The sequence below is a fragment of the Ensifer sp. NM-2 genome, assembly GCF_003024455.1.
Taxonomy (GTDB): Bacteria; Pseudomonadota; Alphaproteobacteria; order Rhizobiales; family Rhizobiaceae; genus Ensifer; species Ensifer canadensis.
The window spans coordinates 1-13285 of sequence record NZ_PVZR01000006.1; the positions used below are offsets into that span (position 1 = coordinate 1).

Below are 13285 nucleotides of genomic sequence, written 5' to 3' on the forward strand. Positions count from 1 at the left end.
GGCAGTCATGCTTCCAACTCCCTTGTTGAGATCTTCGAAACCCCAATAAGGTAAGCCGAAAGGCCGGAAGCGTGACTGTCCCTCGATCATCATTGGCATCTCACTGATCCGTTCTCTCAGCGGGGGCAGCCTCTTTCATGCCACCTCCTTTGTTGAAGCCTGTCCGCGGCCAAGGCATTGGGCACCACGTGGTGGTACTCGGGCTTGCGGGCGAAGAGCTTCCTCGTCATCAGGGATTCGGTGAGAATTTCGGGGCCGTCGTGGCCGAGCTGCGCCTGCCGGCCCGCCGTGGCATGCCTATGCGGATAGGCTGACAGCAGGCTTTCGACCCGCTGCCAGAACAGCGGTTCGCGAAGATCGTAGCAATGGTCGAGAAGATGGCTGACCTCGCTCAGATTGTAGACGAACAGAGTGTCCATCACCAGTTCGCGCAGCGAATCCAGATTGTCCGTCCAGTAGAACTGGTCCAGCTCGGCGTCCCGGTAGAGCGGATGCAGGGATGGAAAATCGGGCGCCTTTTCCGGTTCGCGCAGAAAGCCCTGCGAGAATTCGATGCTTTCGTGGAAGTCCCGCAGGATCAACCGTACCGGCCATCCGTCGCGGTGCACGAGCAGCATGTTCTGGCCATGCGCCTCGACGGCGATACCGTGATGGACGAGCAGATGCCAGACCGGCAGGACGGCGACTTCGAGCAACCGGTTGATCCATGGCATCAGGCCGAAGCGCCGGATCCAGTCGTCGGCAAAGGGCCGCCTGTCTGTCTCCATCATCATCAACGCGGTGAAGGGAACGACGGCTTCTCCGGTTTCAAGCATTGCCTGCGCGCTCTGGCGCCAGATCGCGCCCACTTGTCCGGCCAGCGGCTCGTCCGCATCGGCGATGATCCCGGCATATTCCTGCAGTATGGTGAGCGGGTATTGTTCGCTGAACAGCGGATCCGAAGCGACGATCTCGCCGATCCAGCTTGAGATAACCGGCGCGGTGCAGACCGAATGCGGCTCCAGGATGCGCCGCGAGGACGTGTTGACGATGTTGAGCGGTAGCTTGACGCTTGCCGCGTGCGGTCGGTCCTGGTTGAGCAACGAGCGTACCGACTGGGTCGCCGTGTAGCGGTCGCCCGCCGGGCCGAGGCAATGGGCATCGCCGTCTGCGATCCAGCCGGCAAGCAGCGTTTCGCTCAGGTTGCGCCATTGCCACGGATGCAGCGGCACGAGCCCGAAATCCTCAGTGCAGACACCGAGCTGCTGTTGCATGCCCTGAAGATGCGCCCAGGTTTCCCCGCCAAGTTCGGTCCGCCAGAATGCCTCTTCTGTGTCGGGCAGCGCCTGGCGCAGATGCTTGCGCGCGACGAGCAGCCAGACGAGCTGAAACGACTGGCCGGCCTCCGGGCCGAAGAGGGCATGGTCCGCCTGGGAGAAGCCGGTGCGGGCCTTATAGCAGGGGTGGTAGGGATGCCCCTCGTCGATTGCACCTTCGAGCTCGGCGAAGGACATCTCCCGTCGGGGACGGGCGATAAGATGGCGGTCGTTCCACTCGGAAAAGGCGATCGTCTGCTTCATCTCGTTCAGCAGCTTGCCGCGGGTGATGCCGCTGCCGGGCAGGGCCGAAACCATAACCGAGAGCGACGCCTCGCCCCAGCTGCCGTCGCTTTCCCGCATCTGCACCGATCCCGGCAATGGCCGGATTCGCCCGAATGCACCGAGGATGGCATCGCACCGAAAGTCGCGGCCGCCGAGCGTCCAACGAAAATGCGTTGCACCATCGCCGCCGCCCTCGCTCTGGCGCGCTTGGATGACGCCTTCGAACAGAAGGGCGGCGGCAAGCTGGCGAAGCACCCGGTCGTCGGGGCGTCCCCGGAGATCAAGAGGCAATGGCATGGCTGGTCCTCAGGGTCGTCAGCGCCGCGGGTGCCCGCAAAGGGTTTGGAACGGGGCGATAAAGGACCGGCGCGTGGTCGGATTGCAGTTCGTCGACATTGAACAGCCGGGTGGTCAGGTTGGCCTTCGACGCGATCGTCGGCAGGTCCAGCACATGCCGGGCGAAATCCCGTCCGGCGCCGGTCATGCCGAGCGCGCATTGCTCCAGGTGGTTCCGGAGCATCCTGAGAAGCGTGCCTTCGTCGCACAATCCGTCGTGGCCCATGCGGCTGATGACCGAGAACACCTGATTGACGATGAGGTAATAGGCGAAGCGGTCGCGGATCTCGCTTTCGGGAAAATAGAGCGACGGGATCGTCTCGGTTTCCGGGACGAGACTTGCCAGCAGGCCACGATAACGTTCGGAGAGATAAAAACCCTGGTTGTCGCGGTAGTAGCTGACCGACGGGTAACCGGCGCCGATGTCGAGCAGGCTATTTTGCTGATGCGCTTCAAGCGCGACGCCATAGTCTTCGTAAAGCCGGATCAGCGGTTCTACGGCGCATTCGAGATACCGTTGGAACCAGATTATGCAGGTGTCGGCGAGAGGCTCTCCGTCCCTTGCGGCGAGCGTGCGCAGGAGTTTTTCGAGCCTCGACGGTGTTTGCGCAAGCGGGTCGGCCGTCAGCGCGGCCACGGTTATGACGCCCTGTCCGTTGCCGCGCGCGAAGGGGTTTTCGCGCAGGATGACCTCGAAGCCGCTCTCGCTGTGACCCGGCAAATCGAGCGTGATATAGGCCGGGTCCTGGATGATCCTGAAGTTCGCCGCGCGTTTAGCCAGGCCGATCCGGTCGACGAGCTTGGCCATGGCGACACCGGCCTCCAGCTCCTGCCTTCGGTTCAGGCGCACGGAATTGGTGATGCGCACCGGCAGCGAAAACTTGAGCATCCAGTCTTCAGCAGCACCATAGACCGTGCGGACGGACGACGTTGCGCTGAAGAGAGAACCGGTTGGGCCGAGGTGACGCAGGATGCCGGCCCGCTGCATCGCCTGAATACCGGGATCGAGAAGCAGGGCTTCCGCCTGCAACGGGTGCATCGGCAGCAGGCATTCGTCACCGGCAAGGCCCAGCCATTCCGCGTCAAGTCCTGACAGCGAGCGGATGATATCCGGTGCCTGTATCGAGCGGGAGGATGCGTGACTGACGTGGTCCGCCTTCGCAGCGAAATAATGCAGCTTGAACTGGCCGCGCAGTTCCGGCGCATAGCTTTCCTGCTGCCAATAGGTCATGCCCTGCCGGCTCTTCGGCGTGGGGTGCAGCCAGTGCCCGAAGACAAGTGACTGCTCGGCCTCGAGAAAATCGTTGGCGTCTTCCTGACGCGGTTGCGCCCTGTCGACGTAGAGGGCGGTCTGCTGATAGCTTTCGAGCACCCGGATCAGAAGCTCGAGCTCGAAGCCGCGCAACGCATCTGTCTGACCGGCGTCGTCCTGACGGTAGGCGGCCTGGACCAGCATATGGAGCGCAGACATCAGCTCGATCGGACGCCACGACGGATCGGAGACGTTGCGCCCCCAGGCCCTGCCGAAGTGAAGCGGGCCGCACAGCGACGATGAGGTGACCTCGACGCGCAGGATCATTTGCTGGCGGGGAAGCGACCATTCGATGCTGTCGCAGGATCCGCTGGCGGTCCGGTGCATGACCGGCACGCCGGGATTGACCTCCCTGAGGTAGCAGTTGGCGAAGCTTTGAAATGTCGCAGTTTCTGCGATTTGCCTAGACGATTTCATGTCTGTCGATCCTCGGCACGCGACATGCAAAGTCGCGCAATCGCGTCGCGTGGGAGGCGCAACGCATTGAGTTTTCGTAGTGAACGGGCTCAGGTCGGCGTGATATGCATCACGCACGGTCTGCCAGCCGCCCGAGGAGGCGGATGGGATTGGCGCAGGATATGGCGGGCTGACAGCCGGGCGCCACATGAGGTTGGCCCAGGCGGGCGCGATTGACGACGTCCGTTTGAACGGTTGGTGCGGACGGAAGCGATGTGTGTCGGCGACGCCGCGTGCCAGGTCGTGAACGTCAATGCATCGGTCGCCATCGCTCCAGGAAGAAACGAACCTGTGCGGTCACGTTTTTCCTCGAACGGCGGACGTCCGTTGCGGCATTCCGGTGAGCTCATCTTCCACCCGTCTCGGCTTCGGCGCGGTGCTTCAGCAGGCGCTTTCATACAAAGACGACCGGCTCCCGATTTTTTTTCACCGATCCGGAATTTTTTTATGATTATTTTTGTCCAGTTAAATCCGAGCCCGGCCCCAAGGTGGATCGGTGCCGGGTCGCACGTCGCAATCGCCCGGCGGGGCGTGGCGACACGGCCCTCCGGCAGGCAATTTTGGGTATTAGCGCAGATGCAGGGCGCGCTGGAATTCGGCGGGCGTGCGCACATAGGCCTGTTTGAAGGACGCACTGAAATGGCTGTGGCTGGAAAAGCCGAGGTCGAGGCCGAGTGCCGTCAGGTCATGGCAGGAGCCGAGCAGGTCCAGCGCTCGCGCAAGCCGCAGCCGCAACTGATAGCGATAGAGCGGCATGGCTTCGACCTGTTGGAAAACCTGGGTGAGATAAACAGGTGACACGCCGACCTCCGTTGCCACCTCGGCCAATGTCCAGCGGCGGGCGAGATCGGTCGAAAGAACCAGCTTGGCCCGATCGACCAGCTTTTCGCGCCCATAGGTCGTAGCAGCGCTATGCGACGTCCTCTCGCCGAGCGAACGCCGGATCAATGTCAGCGTCAGGGTCTCGGCTTCGAGCGTTTCGGCAATCCCGCGGCGAAGGCTGTAACGCAACAGCGCGACAAGCGCCTGCGCTCGTGGATCGATCCGCCGGCGCGGTCTTTTGAACGCGGCAAGCGCCCCCGACCGCAATTGCTCCTTCGGCGCGAGTTCGCAGAGGATGGCTTCGTCCACTTGCACGTCGAGGCATGCATCGCCGCCTTCGATCGGATGACTGACGCGATAGTCTTCGCTGCGGTTGAAGAAGATCACCTGATTGGATTCAGCCACCGTATCGGCCTTGCCCACATGCCGCATGAACACGCCGCGATAGGGATAGACGAGGCTTGTGCGGTGGGAGCATTCCTCGCCGCTTTTCCCGCGACACGCGCCATCGCAGACCACGTCCCGCAGCGAGGCGGTCGAGGTGTCGAGAAGCGTCTGGCACGAAAACTGGGACATTGCGGTCCTATTCGTCGCGTTTGTAGAAATCGTTATAGGCGGCCCCGCGCGACAGGCCAATATCCTTCAGCTGATGATCGGAAAGCGCAAGCAGATCCAGGCGCCCGCGCTGCGTCTCCATCCAGCGGGATACCCGCGCAAGCAGCCGCCGGGAAAAGCCATGTGTTTCGAGTGCCGTCGAAAATCGGTCTCGTGGGCCGATCAGGCGAGGGGAGACATAGATCAGGTTGTCATGGGATGAAGCTGTGTCCGCCATCGGATCATCTCCTGTCATTCGTTTCCGATGATGGCAGGATGACGCGTCGTGGCCGCCGCCGCTGTCAGATTATTTAGCAATCGATGGGGGCTCGCCTTGGCATTTGGCGACCGGCGTCTCGAAATACCAAGGTCGCTGCAAGGATAGGACCTTGGTCGCTTTGCAGGCCCTTGCCGCGGCGCTATTCTTCGCCCCGGAGGATCGGTCATGACTAAAATCGCTGTGCCGCTCGTCAGTCATGGACACCCGGATCGGGAGCCGGATTGCGAGAGCGCGGTTGAAGGTGCCTTCCTGGAACTGGTCGACCGTGCGGAGGCCGCGGGTTGGACTTCCGACGAAATTGCGGACTGTCTCGTCAACCTGTCGCACAAGCATCGCACGACGCTTAACGAGGACCTCCACATTCTCGAAGAGATGGCATCCTCGCAGCTGCTCTCGAGAAAACGTCACTAACACCCGTCGTCTTTAAGCATCCATGGCTTCAGGCAGACACGAATTTTCCGTCGTAGCGCACGCGGAAATTGCGGCGTTGGGCATCTTCCTGGAAGCAAAGGAACACGAGTTCGAGATCGTTCGCGCTGCTGCGTCGTCCAAGCAGGCTGAGCGTGATCACAATCACGCCACCATAGGCCCGCGTCAGGTCGATGGCGGCTCTTCGAATTTCATTGGTGCCGACGTCGTCCCGGCCTTCACGCCGTTCGTAAACCTGCCAGAAACGTGCCGCCTCCCAGGCCGAACGCAGTGCTTCGGTTATCTGATCCTTGAACTCATCTGCCGACCTGCCCTTGCTCCATGAAACGGTCTGCTCGGTGTGATCGCCAAAGATGTCGAGATAGCCGTCATAGTCGTCCGGATCGGAAAAACATTGCTCGATCATCCCGAATGCCACGTCATCGGAAACCGCTGCCTTGAAGTATATCGTCATCGAATCGCCAACCCTGCCTTGAGCGCCTATGTTGTCAAAGCGTCGGCGGCGTATCTAGTCCCCCCGCGCGTCTGATCGGTGCTGCGCCAACGATTATCATTTCGCCGCAGTGACTTGAGCACGATTGATGCCGCGCCTCCTGACAGCCTATCCTTTGAAGAAGTCGAGAATTCCGGGAGTTGGGTGATCACCAAGCCGCAACGGTGTCGGCTGATCGCATCGCGCACGTCGAGCGATTTCATTTATATGAGTATTGCCTTATATTAATGGGGCGTGCTATTCTCGATTTCATTCTTGACTGGCGCAACCAACATTCTCATTTCGCTCTATGACGCACGATCTCAACGATCGTGCCCGCAGAGCCATTCGTTTCGATACTCCTATTTGCAGCATAGAAATTTGTTCAGTCCGGCGCAGCACGGAGATGCAAGGCAGGATCGGGTGAGATCCCTCCGCTCTTAACCTCCGGCGCACAAACGGTCGGAAGGAGGTGCTTTTCATTGCTGGGCACGGCATTTCCACGCGAAGTGTTTTGGCGTTCAATGGTCTTCGTCTGGCTGTTGATTGGGCTGATGGCCCCGGCCGTAGCGGCTCGCGCATCACAGCCGGAAGGCGCGGAGATGCAATTTTTCGTGGTTCGCAGCGGCCAGACCGGGTGCGAGCCGACCTGCCCGGAGTGGATATCGGCCGAGGGCACGATCGTTGACGAAACCCCGGCGCTCTTCAAGAAACTGCTCAAGTCCATCGGCACCCGTCGCCTGCCGATCGTCGTAACGTCGCCCGGCGGAGATGTCGATGCTGCGCTTGCGATCGGGCGGATGATCAGAACGCGAAAACTTGAAGCGGCGGTCGGTAAGACCCGCTTCATCGGTTGTCAGCCGGAGCAACAGGATTGCCGTGACAATGACGGCAAGGGCGCGCGCCATATCGGCATCGCCTATTCTGGCGAAGCCTATTGCAACTCGGCCTGCCCGCTGATGCTTGCTGGCGGCACCGGACGCGTTGTCGGCGAGTGGGCGTTCCTGGGCGTGCACCAGATCACCACAACCTACGTCCAGATCGAGACGCAGTATCGGGCGAAGTATCGCGTCGTGAACGGCAAGAAGAAGATAACCAGCAAGACGGTCGTCAGTCGCAGGAATGTCGGCGGCTACAAGACCTATGAAATGAACAAGGCGACCGAGCGCAAGCTGGCGGCCTATCTCGCGGAAATGGGTGTCGGTCGTGCCGTCATCGATCTGATGAAGATCACGCCCGCCGCCGACATTCGCAAGATCGAGCCCGTTGCGATGCTGGAGATGAAGCTGACGACGAAGTTGGGCGGGGTCGAACTGCTGACGTCGGTCGAGGCTTGCAGGACGGTGCCGGCGGCCGCCAATTGCCGGGTATTCGTGATGTCGGACCTTGAGCGTTAGACCCGCGGATCGTGGCTGGAGATCAGGATGTCTGTATGGAGTCCGCCTGACGACACGAGGTTGTCCCGCCTGAGGCGGGCGGCGCTGCTGATTTGTCTCGCGGCCACCTCAAGCATGTTGATCCCACAGTCGGCAAAAACGGCAGAGCAGCAGATGCGGTTCGTCGTCGTGCGCTCGAACCAGGCCGATTGCGAGCCGACATGCACGGAATGGATATCCGCCGAGGGCATGATCGGCCCGAAAACACCGACTTTGCTGAAGGCGACGTTAAGGACGCTCGGTGGCCGCAAGCTGCCATTGGTCCTTGCATCGCCTGGTGGTGACATGGCCGCTGCCATGGCGATCGGCCGCCTCGTCCGCAGGAATGGGCTGAGTGTGGCTGTCGGCAGGACCGTTTTTGCCGGATGCCAGCCGGATCAGGAGGGGTGTACGGCAAACGATAACAGAGGGGCAGACTATGTCGGCGCGGCGGTTTCGCGTGGACGCTGCGCGCAGGCATGCACTCTGGTTCTGGCGGCCGGCGTGCGACGGCTCGCCGGAGATGGAACGGCGATCGAGGCTATTCCGATCGTCGCTGCAAGCGAGGCCGGCACCAAAAAGCTGGCGGCGTATTACGGCGAAATGGGCGTGCGATACCAGGTCCTGGTCGATGGCCCGCGCAACGAGGACGGTAATCTCGGTCGCTGGCAACTGTTCAAGGCGCTTCTGGTGACGAGCACGCTCGCGGTCGATCAACTGGTCGATGCGCAGATTTGCCGGGGCACGCCTGCGCCCAACAATTGCCGGGTATTCACCACGATGGATCTGGAATAGAAGCCGGCAAGGCGCTGGACTTTCACCACCGTCAGCGCTCCCGTGCGTCGTTCGGCAACGCCAAGCGAGCCACGAGCACGCGACCCGCAAGAGCGATGACGACCGCCAGGAGAATGAGGCCCGCCGCGACAGCGAAGGTGACCCGCATGCCTGACGCGACGGCCTCGGTTGGTGCCGTGGCGATGTCGGATGCCGCCGATGCCAAGGCGAAGACGGCGCCCATGACGGATGCGCCGGTGACGAGCCCCAGGTTGCGCGACAGGTTGAGCATGCCCGAGATGACGCCGCGGCGATCCGGCGGCACGTCCGCCATGACGGCGGTGTTGTTGGCCGCCTGGAAGAGAGCATAGCCGGCGGTGACGACGACGATGGGCGCGAGGTAGCCCGGGATGGCGAATGTTGCCGGCAGGATGGAGAGTGCTGCGGCGCCGGCCGCGATTGCCGCAAGTCCGGCCATCATCACCGGTCGCGCGCCGAACCGGTCGACGAAGCGGCCCGCCGGTATGCCGCTCAATGCCGCCACCACCGGACCGACCGACATCACCAGCCCAATCGCTGCCGGATCGAGGCCAAGGGCGCGCGTGAGATAGAAGGGACCGACAACCAAAGTCGTCATCATCACCGTCGAGACCAGCGCATTGCTGATCAGGCTCGTGCTCAAGGCCGGATCGCCAAACATCGCCAAGTGTATCAACGGGGATGCGACCTTCGTTTCGACCATTGCAAAAGCCGCGACGCCCAGGGCCACGGCCAGCAGCAGAACGATATTGAGCGGGCCGAATTGGCCGCGGCCGATGGTCATGGCAAGCGCGTAGGCCGCCAGCGTCAATGCCAGCACGACGGTGCCTGGCACATCGAAGCGGGCAGGGGTGGGCGTCGTCCCTTGGCGGTCGGCAGGCAGATGGCGATGCGCAAGCACATATGTGAGGAAACCGAGCGGCACATTGACGAGGAAAAGTGCGCGCCAGCCGAAGCCGGTGATCAGCGCGCCGCCGAGCGATGGCCCGAGCGCAGTGCCGATCGCGGACATCATTCCGAGCAGCCCCATGGCGCTGCCGGTGCGTGCCTTCGGCACCGTCTCGGCGACGAAAGCCATGGTCAGTGCCATCATGATTGCCGCGCCGAGCCCCTGCGCCGCGCGGGCGGTTATCAGCAGCCAGAGCGTCGGGGCGAAGCCGCTTAGGCCCGAGGCAAGCGTAAAGAATGCGACGCCACCGAGCAGCAGTCGGCGTCGGCCGACGATGTCGCCGAGCCGGCCGACGCCGACGATCAACGCGGTGATGGCGAGCAGATAGGCAAGCACCACCCATTGCACGTCCTGGAACGGCGCATCAAAGGTGCTGGCCAGCGTCGGCAGGCCGACATTGGCGATGCTGGTGCCAAGCGCCGACAACAACATGGAGAGCGACAGGCTGGCCAGCGCCCATCGGACCGAACGCGTCCGTCCAATGGCTCCGACATTTGGCTCGGCGGGTACTGCAATATCGCGCTTCAAGACAAGCTCCATCTGTTGGCAATCTCCGAAATGGAGCTGCCAGAAGCCTAGGCGTCTGCGTGACATGGCGGAAGGCGCATGATTTGCACTTTATTCATGCATCAGGCGCCACATCCCGATCAAACTGCGCTATACCAAGCGAATGTCGAAACCCGATCTCAATCTGCTGGTCACCCTCGATGTTCTGCTTGCGGAAGGCAGCGTCGCGCGCGCCGCCGAGCGTCTGCGGCTCAGCCCTTCGGCGATGAGCCGGGCGCTTGCTCGGCTCAGGGCGGTGACGGGCGATCCGATTCTGTTGCGCGCCGGGCGCGGCCTCGTTCCGACACCGCGGGCACTGGAACTGCGCGAGCGTGTCGGTCAACTCGTCGATGAAGCCGAAGCGGTCCTGCGCCCGGCCGAAATGCTCGAGGTCGGCCAGCTCACGCGCACCTTCACGATTAGGACGAGTGAGGGGTTCGTGGAGAATTTCGGTCCGGACCTTCTCAGGCGCATCGGCGATGAAGCGCCCGGCGTCCGCCTGCGCTTTCTGCCAAAGCCGAACAAGGAAAGCGGCGCGTTGCGCGACGGCAGCGTCGATCTGGAAACCGGTGTGATCGGGCCTGCGACCGGCCCCGAAGTGCAAACGCAGGCGCTGTTCCGGGATCGCTTCATCGGTGTCGTGCGCCGGGAGCACCCCTTGAGCCTCGGCCCGCTGACCGCAGCCGGCTATGCCGGCGGCCGGCATGTGCTCGTCTCCCGGCGTGGTCTCGACAGGGGGCCGATCGACGACGCCCTGGAAAAGCTTGGGCTCAAGCGACAGATCGTCACCACGGTCGGGGGCTTCTCGGCGGCGCTCGCACTTGCGCGCGGATCGGACCTTATCGCCAGCGTCCCTGAACGGCATACGGGAAACCTGCGCGCCGGCATGCACAGTTTCCCTCTGCCAGTTCCGGTGCCTGAGGTTACCGTCTCAATGCTCTGGCACCCGCGGCTTGATGCCGATCCGGCGAACCGTTGGCTCCGTGCCTGCGTTCGCGAGGTCTGCCTGGCCCAGCTTGCCGATCGGTAAACAACTGCGTTGGGATCACAGGACTTTCAAAGTGGCCTATCGGCAAGCCGCGCCTCCCCAACATGGCCACGCCGCTAATCGACCTTTGGCATTGCAAAGCCAGGTGATGAGACAACATATACCGCTGCTACACGTCCCGATTGCCTCGCTGATATTGTCGCTGGAGATTTCATGACCAAGTCCGTTGCCCCTCAGCTTTCGACACCTGCCGAAGACCCGCTCCTTTGGCTGGAGGATAGGACATCCAAGCCCGCGCTCGACTGGGTGCATCGCCAGAACGGGCTGACGAAAGAGAGGCTGCAAGGCGATCCTTCCTATCAGGCGCGGTTCGAAACGGCGCTGGAGCTGATGACCGCAGAGGACAACATCGCCGTCGGCTATGAACTGCGCGGCCATGTCTACAATTTCTGGCAGGACAAGGCCAACGTGCTTGGCCTCTGGCGCCGCACCACTGTGGCTTCCTACAAGACCGAAAAGCCGGATTGGCAAACGATCATCGACTTCGACGCGCTTTCGCAAAAGGAAGGCGTCAAATGGGTGTTCAGCGGCGCGCGCCGCCTCTATCCGGATTTCGACCGTTGCCTCCTGAGCCTGTCGCCCGATGGCGGCGACGCCAGCGAGATGCGCGAGTTCGACATCGAAACCGACAGCTTTGTCGAGGGCGGGTTCCGTGCACCCGTTTCGAAATCAAATTTCAGCTGGCTCGACATCAACACGGTCATCGTTGCGGCCGCCTTCGAGGAGGAAGAACGCACGCAATCCGGCTATCCGCGCGTCGTGAAGCTGTGGAAGCGGGGCACGGATCTCAGCGAGGCGGTGCCGATCTTCGAAGGGCAGGTCGAGGATCTTGCTGTCGGCGGCTCGCTCGAATTCGATGGCGACGCGCAGTACCTGCTGCTGACAAGGACGATCGATTTCTATTCCGGCCATCATTTCGTCAGGCTGGCTTCGGGAGAAAAACGGCGGCTACCGCTGCCGGACGACGTCGCCGACATCGCAATTCTGAAAGGCCAGATCGTCTTCGCGGTGCGCAGCGTCTGGTCCGCGCCCGGTGGCGTGGCATGTCTGCCGGACGGGCTCTACGCCTTCGATTTCAAGCGCTGGCTGGAAACGGGTGAACTCGGCGCCATCGAAACGGTGCTGCCGCCCGCAGAGCGTGTTTCGATTGCGCATGTCGCCAGCACGCGCGACCGCCTGTTCATCAGCCTGATGGACAATGTGCGCGGCCGCGTGGTGTTTGCCGAACGCGGCGAAGGGGGGTGGTCGCTCACTCCGCTCGCTCTGCCCGAAAACGGCAATGTCGGCATCAGCCATATCAATCAGTTCGGCTCAAGCGTCTCGTTCTCCTTCACCGATTTTCTGACGCCGAGCTCGATCATCTGGTCTGACGATGACGGCGAGACGCTGGCGACAGTCAAGGCGCAGCCGGCGCGTTTCGATGCGTCAGAGCTGATATCGGAGCAGTTCGAGGCACGCTCGAGGGATGGCACCCTCGTTCCCTATTTTGTCGTTCGGCGTCGCGACCAGCAAAAGCCGGTGCCGGCATTGCTCTACGGCTATGGCGGCTTCGAAGTCCCGCTTCTGCCCGGCTACGCCGGCGTACGCGGCAAGCTCTGGCTTGAAAAGGGCTACGCCTATGTCCAGGCCAACATCCGTGGTGGCGGCGAGTTCGGTCCGCGATGGCATCAGGCAGCACTTAAGGACAAGCGGCAGAACGCGTTCGACGATTTTGCCGCCGTTGCCGAAGATCTGGTGCGGCGCGGGATTTCGACCCCTGCCATGCTCGGCATTCAAGGTGGGTCGAACGGCGGCTTGCTGACGGGCGTTTCCCTGACCCAGCGGCCCGAGCTTTTCGGTGCGGTGCTCATTGAAGTGCCGTTGCTCGACATGCTGCGCTATACGGAATTGCCGCCCGGAGCATCCTGGATGGCCGAATATGGCGATCCGTCCAAGCCCGAGGAAGCGGCCTGGCTGGCGACCTATTCTCCCTACCAACACGTCGCTGATGACGCCGATTATCCACCGGTGCTGCTTACGACGTCGACCGCCGACGACCGGGTGCATCCCGGCCACGCACGCAAGATGGCAGCACGGCTGCAGGCCGCCGGCCATGCCAACGCGCTGTTCTTCGAGGAAACGGAAGGCGGCCACGGCGGGCGCGGCGACCGCCGGATCCAGGCGGCCCAGACGGCAATGAAGTACATCTTCCTTGAGCAGGCATTGAGCGGTGGAACGACGTGACCGTGGCTCA

Annotated in this window: 11 protein-coding genes; 5 read left to right on the plus strand and 6 right to left on the minus strand. The window is 62.3% G+C overall.

What is annotated here, in order from left to right; genetic code table 11:
- Positions 1-116 precede the first annotated feature (116 nt).
- The 4 genes from C6558_RS13775 to C6558_RS13790 all read right to left on the minus strand — a co-directional run bounded on the left by C6558_RS13775 (position 117) and on the right by C6558_RS13790 (position 5338).
- Positions 117-1877 (minus strand): IucA/IucC family siderophore biosynthesis protein, encoded by a 1761-nt coding sequence (locus C6558_RS13775; protein ID WP_107027406.1) that lies wholly within the window; start codon positions 1875-1877, stop codon positions 117-119.
- Entirely contained in the window at positions 1861-3645 is a 1785-nt protein-coding gene (locus tag C6558_RS13780) for an IucA/IucC family siderophore biosynthesis protein (RefSeq protein WP_057222783.1), read from the minus strand. Before C6558_RS13780 ends, C6558_RS13775 begins: the two co-directional genes overlap by 17 nt.
- A gap of 606 nt (positions 3646-4251) precedes the next feature.
- Positions 4252-5082 carry a helix-turn-helix transcriptional regulator gene (locus tag C6558_RS13785; protein ID WP_107027407.1) on the minus strand — a complete coding sequence of 277 codons (831 nt, stop codon included), beginning with the start codon at positions 5080-5082 and terminating at the stop codon, positions 4252-4254.
- A gap of 7 nt (positions 5083-5089) precedes the next feature.
- Positions 5090-5338 (minus strand): DUF1127 domain-containing protein, encoded by a 249-nt coding sequence (locus tag C6558_RS13790; protein ID WP_025429424.1) that lies wholly within the window; start codon positions 5336-5338, stop codon positions 5090-5092.
- Positions 5339-5545: 207 nt separating this feature from the next.
- Here C6558_RS13790 and C6558_RS13795 point away from each other — a divergent pair, with 207 nt between their 5' ends.
- Entirely contained in the window at positions 5546-5791 is a 246-nt protein-coding gene (locus tag C6558_RS13795; RefSeq protein WP_025429423.1) for a hypothetical protein, read from the plus strand.
- A gap of 28 nt (positions 5792-5819) precedes the next feature.
- Here C6558_RS13795 and C6558_RS13800 read toward each other — a convergent pair whose 3' ends face one another.
- On the minus strand, positions 5820-6263 hold the full coding sequence (locus tag C6558_RS13800) for a hypothetical protein (protein ID WP_057210010.1): 444 nt from the start codon (positions 6261-6263) through the stop codon (positions 5820-5822).
- 620 nt (positions 6264-6883) lie between these two features.
- Here C6558_RS13800 and C6558_RS13805 point away from each other — a divergent pair.
- Both C6558_RS13805 and C6558_RS13815 read left to right on the plus strand, forming a co-directional pair.
- A complete protein-coding gene (locus tag C6558_RS13805) occupies positions 6884-7678 on the plus strand; it encodes a hypothetical protein (RefSeq protein ID WP_128090562.1) in 795 nt (264 codons plus the stop codon).
- A 114-nt stretch (positions 7679-7792) separates the two neighbouring features.
- On the plus strand, positions 7793-8491 hold the full coding sequence (locus C6558_RS13815) for a hypothetical protein (protein ID WP_128090563.1): 699 nt from the start codon (positions 7793-7795) through the stop codon (positions 8489-8491).
- A gap of 31 nt (positions 8492-8522) precedes the next feature.
- On the opposite strand, the gene C6558_RS13820 is transcribed toward C6558_RS13815, so the two are convergent.
- Complete coding sequence (locus C6558_RS13820; protein ID WP_025429421.1) at positions 8523-9998, minus strand: MFS transporter; 1476 nt, start codon at positions 9996-9998, stop codon at positions 8523-8525.
- 130 nt (positions 9999-10128) lie between these two features.
- On the opposite strand from C6558_RS13820, the gene C6558_RS13825 reads away from it, so the two are divergent.
- Together C6558_RS13825 and C6558_RS13830 are read left to right on the plus strand one after the other, a co-directional pair.
- On the plus strand, positions 10129-11034 hold the full coding sequence (locus tag C6558_RS13825; RefSeq protein ID WP_107027408.1) for a LysR family transcriptional regulator: 906 nt from the start codon (positions 10129-10131) through the stop codon (positions 11032-11034).
- Positions 11035-11205: 171 nt separating this feature from the next.
- Positions 11206-13275 (plus strand): prolyl oligopeptidase family protein, encoded by a 2070-nt coding sequence (locus C6558_RS13830; RefSeq protein ID WP_057222786.1) that lies wholly within the window; start codon positions 11206-11208, stop codon positions 13273-13275.
- Positions 13276-13285: the final 10 nt, after the last annotated feature.

Bases quoted from the DNA above. Each gene is read 5' to 3' on its own strand.
- C6558_RS13775 (WP_107027406.1), bottom strand. From the start codon at position 1,877: ATGCCATTGCCTCTTGATCTCCGGGGACGCCCCGACGACCGGGTGCTT.
- C6558_RS13780 (WP_057222783.1), bottom strand. From the start codon at position 3,645: ATGAAATCGTCTAGGCAAATCGCAGAAACTGCGACATTTCAAAGCTTC.
- C6558_RS13785 (WP_107027407.1), bottom strand. From the start codon at position 5,082: ATGTCCCAGTTTTCGTGCCAGACGCTTCTCGACACCTCGACCGCCTCG.
- C6558_RS13790 (WP_025429424.1), bottom strand. From the start codon at position 5,338: ATGGCGGACACAGCTTCATCCCATGACAACCTGATCTATGTCTCCCCT.
- C6558_RS13795 (WP_025429423.1), top strand. From the start codon at position 5,546: ATGACTAAAATCGCTGTGCCGCTCGTCAGTCATGGACACCCGGATCGG.
- C6558_RS13800 (WP_057210010.1), bottom strand. From the start codon at position 6,263: ATGACGATATACTTCAAGGCAGCGGTTTCCGATGACGTGGCATTCGGG.
- C6558_RS13805 (WP_128090562.1), top strand. From the start codon at position 6,884: ATGCAATTTTTCGTGGTTCGCAGCGGCCAGACCGGGTGCGAGCCGACC.
- C6558_RS13815 (WP_128090563.1), top strand. From the start codon at position 7,793: ATGTTGATCCCACAGTCGGCAAAAACGGCAGAGCAGCAGATGCGGTTC.
- C6558_RS13820 (WP_025429421.1), bottom strand. From the start codon at position 9,998: ATGGAGCTTGTCTTGAAGCGCGATATTGCAGTACCCGCCGAGCCAAAT.
- C6558_RS13825 (WP_107027408.1), top strand. From the start codon at position 10,129: ATGTCGAAACCCGATCTCAATCTGCTGGTCACCCTCGATGTTCTGCTT.
- C6558_RS13830 (WP_057222786.1), top strand. From the start codon at position 11,206: ATGACCAAGTCCGTTGCCCCTCAGCTTTCGACACCTGCCGAAGACCCG.